Origin of the sequence: Cypionkella sinensis (assembly GCF_042646385.1) — a bacterium.
GTDB lineage: Bacteria > Pseudomonadota > Alphaproteobacteria > Rhodobacterales > Rhodobacteraceae > Cypionkella > Cypionkella sinensis.
Genome location: NZ_JBHRTO010000001.1, coordinates 2343091 through 2359891 on the forward strand (window position 1 = coordinate 2343091; position 16801 = coordinate 2359891).

At 59.5% G+C, this 16801-nt stretch carries 20 protein-coding genes; 11 read left to right on the top strand and 9 right to left on the bottom strand.

Translation table 11 applies throughout. The features are described 5' to 3' along the window. Positions 1-4: 4 nt before the first annotated feature. Positions 5-211, top strand: coding sequence for a DUF6471 domain-containing protein (locus ACFOGH_RS11780; protein WP_380073260.1), 207 nt, complete (start codon positions 5-7; stop codon positions 209-211). Here ACFOGH_RS11780 and ACFOGH_RS11785 read toward each other — a convergent pair. Together ACFOGH_RS11785 and ACFOGH_RS11790 are read right to left on the bottom strand one after the other, a co-directional pair. Continuing rightward, complete coding sequence (locus tag ACFOGH_RS11785; protein ID WP_380073261.1) at positions 208-1149, bottom strand: hypothetical protein; 942 nt, start codon at positions 1147-1149, stop codon at positions 208-210. The genes ACFOGH_RS11780 and ACFOGH_RS11785 overlap by 4 nt on opposite strands. Before the next feature lie 196 nt (positions 1150-1345). Further along, positions 1346-1891 carry a TlpA family protein disulfide reductase gene (locus ACFOGH_RS11790; protein ID WP_380074000.1) on the bottom strand — a complete coding sequence of 182 codons (546 nt, stop codon included), beginning with the start codon at positions 1889-1891 and terminating at the stop codon, positions 1346-1348. An 18-nt stretch (positions 1892-1909) separates the two neighbouring features. On the opposite strand from ACFOGH_RS11790, the gene argH reads away from it, so the two are divergent. The 6 genes from argH (at position 1910) to ACFOGH_RS11820 (ending at position 8196) form a co-directional block, all read left to right on the top strand. Further along, positions 1910-3310, top strand: a complete 1401-nt coding sequence (gene argH, locus ACFOGH_RS11795; RefSeq protein WP_380073262.1) for an argininosuccinate lyase — start codon at positions 1910-1912, stop codon at positions 3308-3310. Positions 3311-3340: 30 nt separating this feature from the next. Further along, a complete protein-coding gene (locus ACFOGH_RS11800) occupies positions 3341-3505 on the top strand; it encodes a hypothetical protein (protein WP_380073263.1) in 165 nt (54 codons plus the stop codon). 10 nt (positions 3506-3515) lie between these two features. After that, positions 3516-3653 (top strand): hypothetical protein, encoded by a 138-nt coding sequence (locus tag ACFOGH_RS11805; protein WP_380073264.1) that lies wholly within the window; start codon positions 3516-3518, stop codon positions 3651-3653. Between the two features lie 435 nt (positions 3654-4088). Next, a complete protein-coding gene (gene lysA / locus ACFOGH_RS11810; RefSeq protein ID WP_380073265.1) occupies positions 4089-5354 on the top strand; it encodes a diaminopimelate decarboxylase in 1266 nt (421 codons plus the stop codon). 15 nt (positions 5355-5369) lie between these two features. Beyond that, positions 5370-7817 carry a DUF4175 domain-containing protein gene (locus tag ACFOGH_RS11815; RefSeq protein ID WP_380073266.1) on the top strand — a complete coding sequence of 816 codons (2448 nt, stop codon included), beginning with the start codon at positions 5370-5372 and terminating at the stop codon, positions 7815-7817. Between the two features lie 172 nt (positions 7818-7989). Beyond that, positions 7990-8196, top strand: coding sequence for a cold-shock protein (locus ACFOGH_RS11820; protein WP_380073267.1), 207 nt, complete (start codon positions 7990-7992; stop codon positions 8194-8196). A gap of 238 nt (positions 8197-8434) precedes the next feature. Here ACFOGH_RS11820 and ACFOGH_RS11825 read toward each other — a convergent pair whose 3' ends face one another. Continuing rightward, positions 8435-9025: an FMN-dependent NADH-azoreductase gene (locus ACFOGH_RS11825; protein WP_380073268.1), complete on the bottom strand. Its 591-nt coding sequence runs from the start codon at positions 9023-9025 to the stop codon at positions 8435-8437. Between the two features lie 271 nt (positions 9026-9296). Beyond that, a complete protein-coding gene (locus tag ACFOGH_RS11830) occupies positions 9297-10379 on the bottom strand; it encodes an alkene reductase (protein WP_380073269.1) in 1083 nt (360 codons plus the stop codon). A 330-nt stretch (positions 10380-10709) separates the two neighbouring features. Between ACFOGH_RS11830 and ACFOGH_RS11835 the strand changes: the two genes are divergently transcribed. The 3 genes from ACFOGH_RS11835 to ACFOGH_RS11845 are packed head-to-tail and all read left to right on the top strand — an operon-like array spanning position 10710 to position 11292. Next, entirely contained in the window at positions 10710-10901 is a 192-nt protein-coding gene (locus tag ACFOGH_RS11835) for a hypothetical protein (protein ID WP_380073270.1), read from the top strand. Beyond that, positions 10882-11148: a hypothetical protein gene (locus ACFOGH_RS11840; RefSeq protein WP_380073271.1), complete on the top strand. Its 267-nt coding sequence runs from the start codon at positions 10882-10884 to the stop codon at positions 11146-11148. Before ACFOGH_RS11835 ends, ACFOGH_RS11840 begins: the two co-directional genes overlap by 20 nt. A 12-nt stretch (positions 11149-11160) precedes the next feature. Next, positions 11161-11292, top strand: coding sequence for a hypothetical protein (locus ACFOGH_RS11845; RefSeq protein ID WP_380073273.1), 132 nt, complete (start codon positions 11161-11163; stop codon positions 11290-11292). Positions 11293-11467: 175 nt separating this feature from the next. On the opposite strand, the gene ACFOGH_RS11850 is transcribed toward ACFOGH_RS11845, so the two are convergent. The 5 genes from ACFOGH_RS11850 to ACFOGH_RS11870 all read right to left on the bottom strand — a co-directional run bounded on the left by ACFOGH_RS11850 (position 11468) and on the right by ACFOGH_RS11870 (position 15845). Continuing rightward, positions 11468-11737 carry a hypothetical protein gene (locus ACFOGH_RS11850; protein WP_380073274.1) on the bottom strand — a complete coding sequence of 90 codons (270 nt, stop codon included), beginning with the start codon at positions 11735-11737 and terminating at the stop codon, positions 11468-11470. Between the two features lie 186 nt (positions 11738-11923). Continuing rightward, complete coding sequence (uvrC, locus tag ACFOGH_RS11855; protein WP_380073275.1) at positions 11924-13780, bottom strand: excinuclease ABC subunit UvrC; 1857 nt, start codon at positions 13778-13780, stop codon at positions 11924-11926. 310 nt (positions 13781-14090) lie between these two features. Next, a complete protein-coding gene (locus ACFOGH_RS11860) occupies positions 14091-14867 on the bottom strand; it encodes an SDR family oxidoreductase (RefSeq protein WP_380073276.1) in 777 nt (258 codons plus the stop codon). A gap of 2 nt (positions 14868-14869) precedes the next feature. Then, the gene (locus tag ACFOGH_RS11865; protein ID WP_380073277.1) at positions 14870-15055 is read right to left on the bottom strand and encodes a hypothetical protein; all 186 of its coding nucleotides are present in this window, start codon (positions 15053-15055) and stop codon (positions 14870-14872) included. Between the two features lies 1 nt (position 15056). Next, complete coding sequence (locus ACFOGH_RS11870; RefSeq protein WP_380073278.1) at positions 15057-15845, bottom strand: S49 family peptidase; 789 nt, start codon at positions 15843-15845, stop codon at positions 15057-15059. A 60-nt stretch (positions 15846-15905) separates the two neighbouring features. Here ACFOGH_RS11870 and ACFOGH_RS11875 point away from each other — a divergent pair, with 60 nt between their 5' ends. Continuing rightward, positions 15906-16793 carry a LysR family transcriptional regulator gene (locus ACFOGH_RS11875; protein ID WP_380073279.1) on the top strand — a complete coding sequence of 296 codons (888 nt, stop codon included), beginning with the start codon at positions 15906-15908 and terminating at the stop codon, positions 16791-16793. Positions 16794-16801: the final 8 nt, after the last annotated feature.

Genomic DNA, 16801 nt, shown 5'->3' on the forward strand with positions numbered 1-16801 from the left:
ATACATGATAGAAAAGACAGATTGGGAAGTGTTCGCAGCCAATATGTTAAAGTCAGAATTGAAGCGCAAAGGCGTGACCTATGCGCAGCTTGCAGATATGATTGACGACAAAGAAGTGAATATTCGCAACAAGTTAGCACGTGGAAAATTCACGGCGGCCTTCTTGCTGCATTGCCTAAGCGCTATAGGAGTGCATGAACTTCGGTTTTAGTCTTCGTCTTTGAAATCTAGCCTAGGCTGCTCATGTCGTTTATGTACACCATGAACTCTGACAATCTTAAAAGTTGCCTCACCAACTATCTCACCAAGATCATTGGTAACGTAATTTTCTTCAAGATCGACATCTAGATAGCTACCTGGCGGGGCTTGAACGTCTCCCCTCTGGAAAGCGTCAAGCCACGACAGTGCCAGCCCATCGAATGATGCTTCGCGTGCGCGCTGATACATTACCGTCCACTTTGCCCGACCCTCGTAAACTGCGCGCCTGATCTTAACGCCCGTCCTGATGGTTGAGATGTGAACGTTTTGTGGGATTACCTCAGGCAGATCGCTCCCGTCCGATGCTGGAACATCTTCCTCATGGAAGTGAACAAAAACGCCCTCTTTCTCATAAAACTCCAAGCTGTCGTAACCATCCTCGCGCAATGGCGCTAAGACGGCTAGCGCCTTATGACGAGTGGTCACGTTTGCGTAAAGTTCATAGACTGCCTGCGCGACCTGCTTGGGCTTTTCGTCGCCTTCAACCGTGATCTCCACCAAGTTGTCGCCGTCTTTCACCCGCAGCACGACAACATTGGAAACTGTCTTGCCTTTGAGCCACTTGATTAGCTGAAAAAGACCAAACCCGCCCCCAGCGATACCAATCCACTCAAAAAGGTCTTTCGCGGACCTAACATTGTCATCAGCCAAGAGCAGCTTGGCCTGTTCCCAAATTGTAAGGGCCACCGATACATCGAGTTCAAAGCACTTCTGCTCTATATCAGCGTTGACATAAATGCGGGCGGCGGCACGGTCGCCATTAGCATACCTGTTTGCCTCTTTCACAAGATCGCTGAGCGCAAGAAGTGCGGGTGCCAGATGTGCCACGTCCATAGACTTATCGGCCAGTGCTGGCCCATCATACTTAACGGTTGTGTGAACACGCTTCATATCGGCACCTCTCCCACGCAGATAATCATTTATGGCCGTAGATACATGCCTAATCGCGGCATGTTGACCCATTCTGCGGCTATTGTTGCGGACAAGACTCAACCAATGCTTGGTGCGCTTGCTACATAACACCGTAAATATCCCCCGCGGAGCGTTCAACGCGGCCCAACTCACCACAACGCAGAACACCCGCCGCTCACTCCGCCATCATCGCCTTCAAGACCGCCTGCGCCTCGGCTGAATCCCAAGCAGCATCGCCAATCAGCCGCGCCACTTCCTGCCCCTCGGGGTTGACGATCAGCGTTACGGGCAGCCCCAGCACCCCCATCTGATGCGCCAGCCCGGATTTCGGATCGCGCAGCACCGGCAACGAGGTCACGCCCGCCTCGCCATAAAACTTCACGATCTGGCCCACATCATTGCGCCCCGTCGCCACTGGCACAACCGCAATCTCGGGCATCGCATCGGCCAGCCGTTGCAGCGCAGGCATTTCCTTGCGGCAGGGCGCGCACCATGTCGCCCAGAAGTTCAGCACCATCCACTTGCCGCGATACTGATCCAGCCCGCTTTCCTGCCCCTCGCCGTCCAGCAGCACTGCAGCCGGCACCGCGACAGGCTCCACCAGCGCCAGCTTTTTCATATCGCCTGTCAGCAAGCCATCCACGCTGCCAGCCTGTGCCAACCCGATATTTGCACCACAGGCAAAGGCCGTATAAAGAACCGCCAACAGCATCTTGCGCATCATGTCGAAGGCCCTTCCATGACCAATTCCCCAAACACTTCCGCCAACCAGATGTGGGGCGGCCGCTTTGCCTCTGGCCCCGACGCGATCATGACCGCGATCAACGCCTCGATCGGCTTTGACCAGCGGCTTTACGCGCAAGACATTGCGGGCAGCCGCGCCCATGCCGCCATGCTGGCCGCCACCGGCATCCTGACTTCTACCGATGCCGAGGCGATCGGGGAAGGCCTGCTCACGGTGTTGTCAGAGATCGAAGCCGGGAATTTCGCGTTCTCGACGGCACTTGAAGACATTCACATGAACGTCGAATCCCGCCTGAAGGATCTGGTAGGCCCCGCAGCAGGCCGCCTGCACACCGCCCGTTCGCGCAACGATCAAGTCGCAGTCGATTTCCGCCTCTGGGTTCGCGACCAATGCGACGCTGCGATTTCTGGCCTGACAGCGCTGATGAAGGCCTTTCTGGCGCAAGCCGAGGCGGGGGCCGATTGGGTGATGCCCGGCTTCACCCATCTGCAAACCGCTCAGCCGGTGACATGGGGCCACCATATGCTCGCCTATGTCGAGATGCTCGCCCGCGATAAATCCCGCTTTGAAGACGCCCGCCGTCGCATGAACGAATGCCCGCTGGGCGCTGCGGCACTCGCCGGCACATCCTTCCCCATCGACCGCCACATGACCGCCAAGGCGCTCGGCTTCGACCGCCCCACCGCCAACAGCCTCGATTCCGTCTCCGACCGCGATTTCGCGTTGGAATTCCTGTCTGCCTCCAGCATCTGCGCCATGCATCTGTCGCGTTTCGCCGAAGAACTGGTGATCTGGTCCTCGGCGCAATTCCGTTTCGTCAAACTGTCGGACAAATGGACCACCGGCAGCAGTATCATGCCGCAAAAGAAAAACCCCGACGCAGCCGAGCTTCTGCGCGCCAAACTGGGCCGCATCCTTGGGGCAACCGTGGCTTTGTTCACCATCATGAAGGGCCTCGCGCTGACCTATTCCAAGGACATGCAGGAAGATAAAGAGCAGGTGTTCGATGCAGCCGACACCCTGATGCTCGCCCTTGCCGCGATGACAGGCATGGTTGGCGATATGTCTGCCAACCGCGAAGTCCTTGCCCAATCCGCAGCCAGCGGTTTCTCCACCGCCACCGATCTTGCCGATTGGCTGGTGCGCGCGCTGAACCTGCCGTTCCGCGAGGCGCATCACGTCACCGGCACCCTTGTGGCCTTGGCGGAATCCAAAGCCTGCGATCTGCCGGATCTATCGATGACCGAGATGAAATCCGTCCACGATGGCATCACGCAAGAGGTCTATTCGGTCTTGGGCGTCGAAAACTCGGTGCGCTCGCGGACATCCTACGGCGGAACCTCGCCCACGCGCGTGGCCGAGCAAGTCGCCCGCTGGAAAACCATTCTCGGCTAGGCCACTTTGCCCAAAACGCCCGAGAGCATCATGCGCCTGCTGCCGATCTTGCTACTTCAAGCCAGCCTGCTGCTGGCCGCCTGTTCCGACCCGCAGTTGGGCGCAGGTATCGGCATCGGCCCGCATGGCGCCACCATCCGCCCGGTGATTTCCGGCGCCATCCCCGGTGGCGGCCGCATCAGCTATTCCCCATAAAGGACCGAATATGAAATTCCTCCCCCTGATCGCCCTCGCCCTGCTTGCCGCCTGCGGTGCCGACGGCAAACCCACCGCCCCGGCAGCCTCGGGCGTGACCCTGTCGGGCGACGCCCGCGCCGGAGTGACCATGGGTGAAACGCCGTAAGGCAGGGCGAGCCGCCCCATCGATAAGGTGCCGTCGGGTTGACGCTCTTGCCCGATTTGTCCCGTGACAAATCGGGCCGCGCCTCATTGCCCGGTAAGCGATTGCTTGCAATCGCTGTAAGGGGCCTGCCCCCGGCAGGCGCTTTTCGCGCCCGCCAGTCAGGCGCGCCCCGATTTCGGAGATGTCGGCTTGCTGCCCGACGCCCCTTGTTCAACGGCTTCCAGCCTTATGAACAACGAACCGGAAAACTCTGCCCCGCAGAGTTTTCTTTCGGTTCGGTATGCCCCAAGTCAGCTGCTAAAATATCGCCAAGCCGTGCGCACAAGACCAAAACCCCTGCCGCGCCCCGCATCGAAACCGCCCATTCATAGTTCCAACTCTGGCTCTTTCCTTCATTCTCGCCTAAGTCTGCATCAAAGCTCAGGTGAGGCATCAATGGACCATTTCCTTTATCGCGACGGCACGCTTCATGCTGAAGATGTGGCCGTGGCTGACATTGCCGCGCAAGTCGGCACGCCGTTCTACGTCTATTCCAGCGCCACCCTCACCCGGCACTACACCCTGTTTACCGAGGCGCTCTCGCCCCTCCCGCATCTCGTCTGCTTTGCGATCAAATCTCTGTCCAACCTTGCCGTCCTCAAACTGCTGGGCGATCTCGGCGCAGGCATGGATGTGGTGTCGGGCGGCGAATATCGCCGCGCTCTGGCCGCAGGCGTTCCCGGCAGCCGCATCGTGTTTTCCGGTGTTGGCAAGACCCGCGAAGAAATGCGCTTTGCACTTGAACATGGCATCCGCCAGTTCAACGTCGAATCCGAACCCGAACTGCGCGCGCTTTCCGAAGTGGCCGCCGCAATGGGCACCACCGCCCCGATCACCATCCGCGTCAACCCAGATATAGACGCCCGTACGCATGAGAAAATCGCGACCGGCAAGAAAGACAACAAGTTCGGCATCCCGATCAGCCGCGCCTCTGAGGTTTATGCCGAGGCCGCGAAACTGCCCGGTTTGGCGGTCATCGGCATTGACGTGCATATCGGCAGCCAGTTGACCGAACTCGAACCCTTTGAACAGGCTTACAAAAAGGTCGCCGACCTGACCCTACGCCTGCGCAGCGAAGGCCATACCATCAGCCGCCTTGATCTGGGCGGCGGCTTGGGCATCCCCTATGAACGCTCCAACTCTGCCCCGCCTTTGCCGCACGACTACGGTGCGCTGATCAAACGCACCGTGGGCGATCTGGGCTGCGAAATCGAAATTGAACCCGGTCGCCTGATCTCGGGCAATTCCGGCCTGCTGGTGTCGAAAGTCATCTATGTAAAATCCGGCGAGATCAGCGATTTCCTGATCGTCGATGCCGCGATGAACGATCTTGTCCGCCCCTCGATGTATGGCGCGCATCACGACATCATCCCGGTGGTCGAGGCCAAAGCCGCGACCGAGGCTCATGCCTATGATGTGGTCGGCCCGGTCTGCGAAACTGGCGACACTTTCGCCAAGGCCCGCCCGCTGGCACCCTTGCAAGAAGATGACCTGATCGCCTTCCGCTCGGCAGGGGCTTATGGCGCGGTGATGGCCTCGGAATACAACACCCGGCCCCTGATCCCCGAAGTGCTGGTGAAAGATGATCAATTCGCCGTCATTCGCGCGCGGCCCAGCTATGAAGACATGCTGAACCGCGATACCATCCCCCTATGGCTTTGAAACTGTGAAAGGCCGATGACCGAGAACACCGAAGCCCAAGCCTTGAAACGGATCGAAACCCCGCTGCGGATAACGCTTGCGGGGCTTTGGGCTGAACGCATCACCCGCGCCTTCTGGCCGTTCTGGACCATCGCCATCACCAGCCTTGCCGCCACCGCCTTCGGCCTGCAAGACAGCCTGCCAATCGAGATCGCATGGTTCGGCATGGTCGCCGCCGTGCTGGGTCTGATCTGGGGCATCGTCCACGGCTTCCGCAGCTTCCGTCGCCCGACCCGCATTGACGCCCTGATCCGGCTGGACAGCAAACTGCCCGGCCAACCCATTGCCGCGCTGCGCGACACCCAAGCCATCGGCATCACCGATGAAGCTTCCAAAGCGGTCTGGGCCGCCCACCGCGCCCGCATGGCCGCCCGCGCCAGCGCCGCCAAACCCGTGCAACCCGATCTGGAACTGGCGTCACGCGATCCCTTCGCGCTGCGCTACGTCGCGCTTACCGCGCTGGTGATGGCGCTGCTGTTCGGCTCGATCTGGCGCGTCACCTCTGTCGCAGGCCTCACCCCCGGCGGCACGGCCAATGCCGCCGCCGGCCCGGCATGGGAAGGCTGGGCTCAACCCCCCGCCTATACCGGCAAACCCGCGCTTTACCTCAACGACCAGACCGCCGATGCGCTGACCCTGCCCGTGGGCACCAAACTGCAAATCCGGCTTTACGGCGAACCCGGCGCGCTGATCGTCTCGGAAACCGTCTCGGGCCGCACCGACGCGCCGCCAGCCAGCCAGCCGACGCAGGATTTCACCGTCACCACCTCGGGCAAACTCGCCATTGAGGGTGCCGCAGGCCGCACATGGCGCATCATCGCCACTCCCGACCGCGCCCCCACCATCACCCCCGCCACTGAGATTTCCCGCGATGCGCAGGGCCGCTTCAAGCAAAAGTTCACCGCAACCGATGATTACGGCGTCACCAAAGGCGAAGTCACCATCGCGCTGGACCTCGCCACCGTCCCCCGCTTCTACGGCCTGAAGACCGACCCCGAATCCATCGCCCCCGTCACCCTCGACCTGCCGCTGCCGTTCAAAGGCAGCCGCGCTGATATCAAGGCCACCCTCGTCGGCGATCTGTCGGAATCGGTGCTGTCGAACCTGCCCGTGACCATCACCTATGCCGTCACCGACGCCGCAGGCAACAGCGGCACCACCGCGCCCGTGCATGTGATCCTCCCCGGCAAACGCTTCTTCGATCCGCTCGCCGATGCGCTGATCGAGATGCGCCGCGATATCCTGTGGTCCCGTGCCAATGCCCCCACCGCGCTGGAAATCCTGAAAGCCGTCAGCAACCAACCCGGCGACATCTTTGCAGATGACAAGGCCTACAATCGCCTGAAAGCCGTGATCAAACGGCTGGACACCGAGGCCACAAGCCTCACCCCCAAAGCCCGCGACGAGATCGCCAAAGAGCTTTGGGAGATCTCGCTGATGATCGAAGATGGCAAGCTGAACGACGCCAAAGCCCGCATGATGCGCGCGCAAGAACGCCTAGCCGAAGCCATTCGCAAAGGTGCCTCGCCCGAGGAAATCCAGAAACTGATGGATGAGATGCGCGACGCCTTGGACGATTACATGGCCGAAGAAGCCAAGAAAAATCCACCCGACCCGAATGACGAAACCTCGCCGCAGCAAAAAGGCCCGACCATCACCCAAGATCAGATTCAGCAAATGCTGGATAAGCTGCAAAAGCTGATGGAAGAAGGCAAAACCGCCGAAGCCGCTGAATTGATGAAGCAACTGCAAGAGCTTCTGAACAACATGAAGGTTCAGCAGGGCGATGGCCAAAGCGGCAAGGGCAGCCCCGGCAAGCAGGCGATGAAAGATCTTGGCGAAACGCTGCGCGGCCAGCAAGGCCTGTCGGACGACAGCTTCCGCGATCTGCAAGATGGTCAGGAAAGCCCCGGCAAAGACGGCAAGACCCTGTCCGAGCGCCAGCAGGAGTTGCGCGAACGGCTGAAAGACCTGCGCGAGGGTGGCAAACTCCCCGGGCAAGGCAACGAAAAGGGTGAGGCCGGCAAACAGGCGCTCAACGATGCGGAACAGGCGATGAAAGACGCCGAAGACGCCCTTAAGGACGGCGATCTGCCCGGCGCCTTGGACAAACAGGCCGAGGCGATGGACAAGATGCGCGAAGGCATGCGCGATTTCGGCGATGCCATTGCCGAACAGAACAATCAGCAGGGCGCCTCACCTGATGGCACCCAGAAAACCGAAGACCCGCAATCCGGCGGCCCACGCGATCCTTTGGGCCGCGACAACGGCCTGCACATCGGCTCGGATGGCAATCTGGCCGAGAACAAAGACGTGTTCAAACGCGCGCAGGAACTGCTCGACCAGATTCGCAAACGCTCTGCCGATCAATCACGCAGCGATCAGGAACGCAGCTACCTCAACCGCCTGCTTGATCTGTTCTAACCTGATTCTTTTTGCTGCCCCCTTGTTTTGCCAGCCAAAATGGCGCATGTAGGGGGGGCGAAACGCTATCTATCGAACATCTGTCTCCTCTCTAGGCCTCAGTTCTCGATTGCTACGACTGAGCCACGTCATCGCATTCCGCGGATGGCACACCAAAACTAGGAGACACACGATGGCCAACGGCACCGTGAAATGGTTCAACGCCACCAAAGGCTTCGGCTTCATCGCCCCGGCAAACGGCAACAAAGACGTGTTCGTGCACATTTCCGCAATGGAACGCGCTGGCATCCGTCAACTGAATGACGGCCAAGCTGTCACCTTCGACATCGAAGCAGGCCGTGACGGCCGCGAGTCGGCAGTGAACCTGGCTCTGGCATAAGCCATTTTGGGCGGCGTAACGTCGCCCATCATATCAGATTTGAAACGGGGAAAGCTTGCGCTTTCCCCGTTTTGCTTTGATTAGCGAGCCATTGCAGCCAATGCGCATCAACAAAAAAGCCCTGCAAACCGCAGGGCCTTTTCGTAGAATTTGACTAAAATTCGCCTTCACATTGGCCCAAATACTCCACGGCTGGTCCGGAGGGTGTGAAACCCTCCGGGGGCCAGCCAGGCAAACCTCAGGCCGCCAAAGCATCCACTTCTGCTTCGCCTTTGGCAATCGCGGCTTCCGGCCCGTAAGCCATTGCATCAGCCGCAGCAAACTGCACGTCGGTGATGCCGAAGAAGCCAAGCATATGGCGCACATAGCCCGAAGCAAAGTCGATCTCCGAGCCAATTTTGGTGCCGTCCGAAGTATAGGCCACGATCGCGCGCTTGCCTTTCAGCAGCCCTTCCGGACCAGCTTCCGAATAGTTGAAGGTCTCACCCTTGCGGGCCAGTTGGTCGAACCAGGATTTCAACTGGGACGGCACACCAAAGTTGTAAACCGGCAGCGCGATAACCAAAAGGTCAGCGGCTTTGACTTCGGCCAGCAAAGCATCTGCATAGGCAGCGGTGGCTTTCTGGTCTTCGTTGCGGGCTTCAGCGGGCGTGAACACCGCGCCAAGCCAAGCACCATCAATCGCCGGCACGCCAGCCGACAGATCACGGGTCACAACATTGGCCCCAGGATTGGCAGCCAGCACACGCTCCATAATCCGGTCGGTCAACCGACGCGACACCGCGCCAGCCGGTTTGATCGAAGATTCAACACGCAGGATATTGGTCATTCTCAGGGTCCCTATCAAGAGGAGGAGGAATTCTATGCCCCTTAGATGCGCCCTTTCCCCTATCTGCACAATTACAGGAATCGCACCGATCCTGCGCATCTATGCACAGAAATAAAATGACCGCCAAACCATCCCGATTCTGCGAAAGTGTTAATAATGTGTAACTTCGTCCTCGTAACCCTCTGAAATCAAAGACGCCAAAATGGTCCCGAGTTGGGACCATGAAAAAAGCCGCGCAAAAGCACGGCTTTCTCCACCTCATCAAGGTTGATCACGCCAAGCTGGGATAGTCGGTGTAACCCTTTTCGCCGGGCGTGTAGAAGGTCGAGAAATCCGGCGCATTCAACTCTGCCCCCGCCTTCATCCGCGCGACCAAATCGGGGTTTGCAATGAATGCCCGGCCAAAGCCGACCAGATCCGCCGCACGGCTATCCACCGCCGCCTGCCCAGAAGCCGCATCAAGGCTTCCGCCCAGAATGAAAGTCCGCGGCCAGGCTGCCCGCAGTTTCGCCCGAAACTCCGCCGGGATCGCCGGATTGCCCATCGCAGCATGATCGACCAGATGCACGTAGACCAAGCCGATCTTGTCCAAAGCCGCCACGAGCGCCAGATAGGTCTCGTCCACCTCAGCATAAGCCGCCATACCCGAAGCGGTGCCATAGGGCGAGATCCGTATGCCCACCTTGTCGCCACCAATCGCGGCGACAACCTCTTGCGCAACCTCCAGCACGAACCGCGACCGCTTGGCCACCGTCCCACCCCAGCCATCGCTGCGTTTGTTGGTATCGGGCGACAGGAACTGCTCCAGCAGATAGCCATTGGCCGAGTGCAGCTCGACCCCGTCAAAGCCTGCCGCAATCGCATTCTTAGCCGCCGTCACGAATTCAGCCTTGGCCTGCTGAATATCCGCCTCGGTCATTTCCTGCGGCACCGGATAGTCCTGCATCCCCTCGGCATCGGTATACATCTGCCCCGCCAAAGCGATCGCCGAGGGTGCGACGATCTTTGCCCCCGCCGGCATGTTGCCCGGATGGCTGACCCGCCCGGTGTGCATGATCTGCGCGAAAATCTGCGCGCCCTTGGCATGGGCCGCCGCCGTCACGGGTTTCCAAGCGGCCACCTGAGCATCGCTCCACAGCCCCGGCGTGCGGGCATAGCCGCGACCATTCGGGCTAGGCGCCGTGCCTTCTGTCACGATCAGCCCTGCTGTGGCACGGTGGCCATAATAGGTCGCCATGATCGGGGTCGGTACCGCTGACACATCCGCGCGGCAACGGGTCATCGGGTTCATCACGATGCGGTTCTGCAACTTGTGCGACCCCATCAAAATCGGATCAAAAATCGAGGCACTCATCGTGTTGCGTCCTTCTACAGAAATCTGAACTATAAAGTTTAGCCACTTTCCAGACAGAAACCACACTTGTTTGCGCCAACACCTCTGTGCAAGAATGCACGTGACGCGGGGTTGAAAGCGGCACCCGTGCAGCATGTCGGCGGCAGCGCGGCCAAAGTTTCACGAGATACAAGAGAAACCGCCCGCGAAAGCCGCGTGATCTGCCGCTTTCTGTATATACCATGCTGAAACCCCAACACCGGTCGGATACGCGCCACCACGCGCCTAGACTGGCCTCGCCTTGATCGCTTTGCCAATGCCCTCAACGCTGATGGTCTGCACCGCTGCGCGATGGCGGAACAAACCCTGTGCATTGGACTTGGCCCCGATCCCGCATATCGCCTGACGCCGCTGCAAGCCGTTCCCGCCACAACTGCTTCGATCAGCTTTCTCGATGCCCCGCTGCAAGCCGATCTGATCCGCGCCTTTGCCACCAGCCTGCGCGCGCCACCTCGAGCATCTGGTGATCGGCACCTCGCATGATTACGCCAAGCACCGCGCGGCGGGCTATGACATGACCCAAGCCGTCGCCACCCTGCACGGCGCAAGCCTGCCTATGCTCAAACGGCTGGGGCTAGGCGATATGGAGATGCTGTTCAACTGCCACCGCCTGTTCGGCAGCCTGGGCGAGATTTCCCCGATCTTCCAATTCGCCCCGGCGCTGACCGAGTTGCACCTGCACGGCCATTTCACCCTGTCATCACCCGTCCGCCACCGCCATCTGACCTAGCTGTAGGTTGAGGTGGACGACATCGGCGTCACCGGCGGCCCGCTCAATCAGCAAACCGTGTCAAACCTGCTGCTGTCGGATTTTCCGGCGCTGACGGCCTGCGCTCTGGACTTCGGCGAAGATGCACCAGAGGGCGGCCTCTAGAAGTTTGTTTCGGTTTCCTAACGGGTCATCAACGTAGATCCGGCGTATGGTTGGCAGATCAACATCGCGACGATATTCAAGGTCCATGCCAGCAAGGCGTTGGACAGTTTGTTGAAGTGCAACAACCTCAAAAGTGGGATGAGCTTTCTTCGCGTGGGGTAAAAGGATGCTCAATTCAAAGGTGGACTTCGACTCCTGCTTGGCTGAACCAGACGCCGCCCCTACCCTGAAGGATTGAAGGTTTATCGACCTCCTTGAAACCCAAGGCTTCAATGTAGATCCTCCGCGCCTGATCTTCGCCACCCTTTGGCATCGCAAGCTGGATATGGTGCATTGCCTTGATCACGTCGCCCTCCAGATGACATTCGATTGGAAGCAGAATAATGGATTTTCTGAATGTGCCAAGCTTCACCAAAGGTTCCCCAAGATCGCTGCCCAACGGCAAGGTCTGCCAGGTATGGCAATCTCTCCTTCAGCCCCGTCCCTCAAACCCACAATCCAACTCACATTTAGTGTGAGATTGCCCTCATGCGGCCCCCAAACCACCCTGCGCAAAAGTTAAAAAGTGGTAAACAGAAAATAGTCAAACCATTGGTTTTGCACACTAACCTATTTTGTCCACGCGTGGATACTATCCGCGGGCGCTGAAAAAGTCGCTGATCGTGCGGGCCATCGCCTCGGATACACCCGGCACCGCCATCAGGTCGGAAATCCCTGCCCGAGACACCGCCTTGGCCGAGCCGAAATGCGCCAGCAAGGCCCGTTTCCGCACCGCCCCGACCCCGGGAATATCATCAAGCGGAGTGACTGAAATCTGCTTGGCCCGCTTGGCCCGATGCGCCCCATTCGCCCAGCGGTGCGCCTCATCGCGTAGCCTTTGAATGAAATACAGCACTGGATCGTTGCGCTGCAGCGCCATCACCGGCATTCCCGTGCGGTAGAATTCTTCCTTGCCCGCGTCGCGGTCGATCCCCTTCGCGACCCCCACCATCGCGATATCATCCACGCCCAACTCGGCCAGAATCCCTCCGACCGCCGAAACCTGCCCCGCGCCACCGTCAATCAGCAGCAAATCCGGCCAAGCACCCGAAGTCCTCTCCGGGTCTTCCTTCAACAGCCGCTCAAACCGCCGCGTCATCACCTCGCGCATCATGCCGAAATCATCGGAATTCTTGCCCGCATCCGATTTGATGTTGAACTTCCGATACTGTGATTTCAGGAATCCCTCGGCCCCCGCGACGATCATGCCGCCCACCGCATCGCTGCCCTGAATATGGGCGTTATCGTAGACCTCGATCCGCTGCGGCGGGGCATCCAGATCAAACGCCTCGGCCAACCCGGCCAGCAGTTTGTTCTGGGTCGAGCTTTCCGACATCTTGCGCGCCAGACTTTCGCGGGCGTTGCGCACCGCATTTTCCACCAGCTCCGCTTTCTCCCCGCGCTGCGGCACCGCCAGTTCCACCTTGCGCCCCGCCCGTTCCGACAGCAAATCGACCAGCAGATCCTCGTTCTCGACGCCATGCGACAGCAGGATCAAGCGGGGTGGTTCCTTGTCGTCATAGAATTGCGCCAGGAAAGCCTCCAGAATCTCGGCCTCATCCGCGCCCGCGCCGGTGCGGGGGTAAAAGTCGCGGTTGCCCCAACTTTGATTGGCGCGGATGAAGAACACCTGCACACATGCTTGGCCGTTTTCCAGATGCAGCGCCACCACATCCGCCTCGGCCACGCCTGCCGGGTTGATTCCTTGGCTTTGCTGCACCTGAGTAAGCGCCTTGATTCGATCGCGCAGCGCCGCTGCCCGCTCAAACTCCATCGCTTCCGAGGCGATGTTCATCTCAGCCGCCAGGTTGGCCTGCACGGTGGTTGTCTTGCCCTGCAAGAACCGCTCGGCATCGGCCACCAAGGTGGCATAGCCCGCCTGATCAATCTTGCCAGTGCAGGGCGCGGCGCAGCGTTTGATCTGATATTGCAGGCAAGGCCGGGTGCGGCTGTCGAACATCGAATCGGAGCAGTTGCGCAGCAGGAAGACCTTTTGCAACTGATTGAGCGTGCGATTGACCGCCCCGGCGCTGGCGAAGGGGCCGAAATAGCTGCCCTTCTCACTTCGCTTGCCACGATGCTTTTTCAACTGCGGAAACGGGTGTTCAGTGCTGATCAGGATGTTCGGGAAGGATTTGTCATCCCGCAGCAGCACGTTGTAGCGCGGCTTTAGCTGCTTGATCAGATTCTGCTCTAACAGCAGCGCCTCGGTCTCTGTCCGCGTGGTCAGAAACATCATCGACACGGTTTCCGAAATCATCCGCGCGATGCGCCCCGAATGCCCCGAAGGCCGCGCATAATTCGACACCCGTGCCCGCAAATTGCGTGCTTTACCGACATAAAGCACCTCGGATGCCGCGTTCAGCATCCGGTAAACGCCGGGGCTACCATCCAGCGTTTTCAGATAATCCTGGATCAGATCATGCCCTGTCAGACCGCCATCGCTCATGCGCAAACACACTTTCGGGATTAGTCGATTCTCTGTTGTAGCTGCAACGATATCGCCCCCGCGACAAGAGCAAAGCTATCCCCGCTTTCTGTGGATAACCTTGCGGAGAAGATTTCAGAAGCCGGAAATTTCCCTTGTTTTTGGCCCCGTTCGTTGAATTGCCTATTTTTTGGGCGAAATAATAAGTCTTTGATATTAATATAAACATTTCTTAACATCAGACAAATCCCTGATAAGTCACGACTTTTTGTAACGGCTCTGTGAAGCAAATCCAAAAAGTGGACAACTTTTGCGAGAGGCTGGATTCCGCCTAATCGAAATCCAACACATCGGGGGTTTTCCAGCCCAGATGCTGTCCGCCATCTACACAGATCATTTGTCCTGTCACGGCAGCAGAATCGAGAAAGAACCCAAGGGCAGCGGTGATATCGGCAGGATTGGCACCACGTTGCAACACGGTAGCGCCGCGCTGGGTAACAAAGCTTTCGTCACTTTGCCGCGCGCCTTGCAGCGTCGGCCCCGGCCCGATGGCATTCACCCGCACATTCGGTGCCAAGCCCTGTGCCGCCGTCCGCGTCAGTGCCCAGAGCCCCATCTTCGCCAGCGTATAGGACATGAACTCGGGCGTCAGTTTCAACACCCGCTGGTCGATCATGTTCAGCACCATGCCAGACGCGACAGGTTCGCCATGATCGTCCAGCCTTGGCGCGGGCACTTGCGCGGCGAAAGCCTGCGTCAGCACGAAGGGCGCACGCAGGTTGCTTTCCATATGGCGATCCCAGCTTTTGCGCGTCGCCGTCGCCACCGTGTCATGCTCAAAGATCGAGGCATTGTTGATCAGCACTGTCAGCGGGCCGCCAAGCCCCTGCACCGCCATCGGCACCAGCTTTTCCACTTGGCTTTCGATCAGCAGATCGCCCCGCAGGGCGACGGCCTTGCGGCCCAGTGCGGTGATCTCTTTCACCACCGCCTCGGCCTCTTTGCGCGAAGCGGCGTAATGCACGGCCACGTCATAGCCGCGCCGCGCCAGATACAGCGCCATCTCACGCCCCAGCCGCTTGCCTGCCCCCGTGACCAATGCCCGCATGTTCAGCCCTTTTTGCAATCGCACCCCTTGGAGCCGATCACATAGCGCCCGCAGCGCTTGCAGGTAGCCGGTCCGGCCAATCCAAGACGTTTTTTTACCGATCGTCCCAAAGAGCCGGGAAACAGCGCGTTGCCAACCATGCCGATGGCCAACATCACCAGCAGAAAAACCAAGACGGCTTTGATCATGTTACAACCCGTAGCGCGCCCAAAGCGCGCGTTCTTCGACAGAGGCCAGCGCATCCTCGGCCACATTCAGGCCAAAGCGGCTGAGCAATCCACGCCTTTGACCCAGCGGCACCAGCTTTACCTTATCACCGTAAAGCGATTTCATTTTGGGAACCAGATGCGCCACGCCATCGGTCAGCCCCAGATCAACCGAGGCTTGGCCCACCCAGATATCGGCATTGAACAGATCCGCCTCGGCCAGACGCGCGCCGCGGCGAGCTTTGACATGGGCGATGAAGGCCGCGTGGATCGGGGCTTGCAGGGCTTTCAGGCGTTCGATGTCTTCGGGCTTTTGCGGCAGGAACGGGTCGGCGAAGCTTTTCTGCTTGCCCGCCGCCACCACGCGCCGTTCTACCCCCTGTTTCGCCATCAATTCGGGAAAGCCAAAGCTGGCAAAGATCACCCCGATAGAGCCGACAATCGACGAAGGATCGACCCAGATGTGATCTGCCGCGCAGGCCAGCCAATAGCCCCCCGATGCCGCCACATCTTCGACAAAGGCGTGAACCGGCACCGATTTTTCATCGGCCAAGCGTCGCACGCGGGCTGCGATAAGGCTTGATTGCACCGGCGAGCCACCCGGAGAATTCACCACCAGCGCGACAGCGGCGGGTTTCATCCGAAACGCCTTGTCGATGATCGCGGCAAGCCCCGCATCACTCAGCGCATTGCGCCCGGTGCCAATCGTGCCTGCCAGCCGGATCACCGGAACAACGGGGGATTTCTTTACAAAGGGGATAAATTTCATCATGCCGCAAAGCTAAGGCCTTGGCCCCTTGCGAACAAGGCCAATCCCCGCCACCCTGCCGCAATGATCGACAAGCTGGAAATGTTCATTGCACTCGCAAACGAGCGCCACTTTGGTCGCGCGGCAGAGGTGTGCCGGGTAACACAGCCCAGCCTGTCTTCAGCGATCCGGCATTTGGAAGATCAGTTGGGTGTGCAGTTGGTGTTTCGCGGCAGCCGATTTCAGGGTCTGACGCCGGAAGGCCAGCGCGTGCTGGATTGGGCGCGGCGGATCGTCGGCGATATGCGCGCGCTGAAGGATGAAATGCGTACGGTTCATTCCGGGCTATCGGGCAATCTGCGCATTGGGGTGATCCCGACCGCTTTGCCGATGGTGGCCGACCTGACCGCGCCTTTCACCGCGCGGCATCCGAACATGCGCGTGACGTTACTGTCGCGCACCTCGGCCGAAATCCTTGCCGGGATCGAAAGCCTTGAGCTGGATGCCGGCATCACCTATCTGGACAATGAGCCGCTGGGTCGGGTGACGCAGACGCCGCTTTATACCGAGTTTTACCGCTATCTCTGCGCGCCCACCTCGCCGATGGCGGATCGCGCGCAAGTGACGTGGAGTGATCTGGTGCATGAACCTCTGTGCCTGCTGACCGCCGACATGCAGAACCGCCGCATCGTCAATCAGCATCTGGCCGAGGTAGGCGTGCGCATTGCACCAACGGTCGAGTCGAACTCCAGCATCGCTTTGGTGGCGCATGTGCGATCCGGGCTATGGGCCAGCGTTGTGCCGATGAGGCTGGCCGAGATGTTCACGGGGCAAGGTCTGCGAGCTATCCCGATTGTCGAGCCGGAGGCCGAGCATCTGGTGGGCCTGATCACCGCCAAACGCGATCCGCAAACCCCGGTGTTGCAAGCGCTGATGGACGAGGCGGCAAAACTGGCTCTGCGTTTGCGTTGATAGCCCCA

Bases quoted from the DNA above. Each gene is read 5' to 3' on its own strand.
- ACFOGH_RS11780 (WP_380073260.1), top strand. From the start codon at position 5: ATGATAGAAAAGACAGATTGGGAAGTGTTCGCAGCCAATATGTTAAAG.
- ACFOGH_RS11785 (WP_380073261.1), bottom strand. From the start codon at position 1,149: ATGAAGCGTGTTCACACAACCGTTAAGTATGATGGGCCAGCACTGGCC.
- ACFOGH_RS11790 (WP_380074000.1), bottom strand. From the start codon at position 1,891: ATGCGCAAGATGCTGTTGGCGGTTCTTTATACGGCCTTTGCCTGTGGT.
- argH (WP_380073262.1), top strand. From the start codon at position 1,910: ATGACCAATTCCCCAAACACTTCCGCCAACCAGATGTGGGGCGGCCGC.
- ACFOGH_RS11800 (WP_380073263.1), top strand. From the start codon at position 3,341: ATGCGCCTGCTGCCGATCTTGCTACTTCAAGCCAGCCTGCTGCTGGCC.
- ACFOGH_RS11805 (WP_380073264.1), top strand. From the start codon at position 3,516: ATGAAATTCCTCCCCCTGATCGCCCTCGCCCTGCTTGCCGCCTGCGGT.
- lysA (WP_380073265.1), top strand. From the start codon at position 4,089: ATGGACCATTTCCTTTATCGCGACGGCACGCTTCATGCTGAAGATGTG.
- ACFOGH_RS11815 (WP_380073266.1), top strand. From the start codon at position 5,370: ATGACCGAGAACACCGAAGCCCAAGCCTTGAAACGGATCGAAACCCCG.
- ACFOGH_RS11820 (WP_380073267.1), top strand. From the start codon at position 7,990: ATGGCCAACGGCACCGTGAAATGGTTCAACGCCACCAAAGGCTTCGGC.
- ACFOGH_RS11825 (WP_380073268.1), bottom strand. From the start codon at position 9,025: ATGACCAATATCCTGCGTGTTGAATCTTCGATCAAACCGGCTGGCGCG.
- ACFOGH_RS11830 (WP_380073269.1), bottom strand. From the start codon at position 10,379: ATGAGTGCCTCGATTTTTGATCCGATTTTGATGGGGTCGCACAAGTTG.
- ACFOGH_RS11835 (WP_380073270.1), top strand. From the start codon at position 10,710: ATGGCGGAACAAACCCTGTGCATTGGACTTGGCCCCGATCCCGCATAT.
- uvrC (WP_380073275.1), bottom strand. From the start codon at position 13,780: ATGAGCGATGGCGGTCTGACAGGGCATGATCTGATCCAGGATTATCTG.
- ACFOGH_RS11860 (WP_380073276.1), bottom strand. From the start codon at position 14,867: ATGCGGGCATTGGTCACGGGGGCAGGCAAGCGGCTGGGGCGTGAGATG.
- ACFOGH_RS11865 (WP_380073277.1), bottom strand. From the start codon at position 15,055: ATGATCAAAGCCGTCTTGGTTTTTCTGCTGGTGATGTTGGCCATCGGC.
- ACFOGH_RS11870 (WP_380073278.1), bottom strand. From the start codon at position 15,845: ATGATGAAATTTATCCCCTTTGTAAAGAAATCCCCCGTTGTTCCGGTG.
- ACFOGH_RS11875 (WP_380073279.1), top strand. From the start codon at position 15,906: ATGATCGACAAGCTGGAAATGTTCATTGCACTCGCAAACGAGCGCCAC.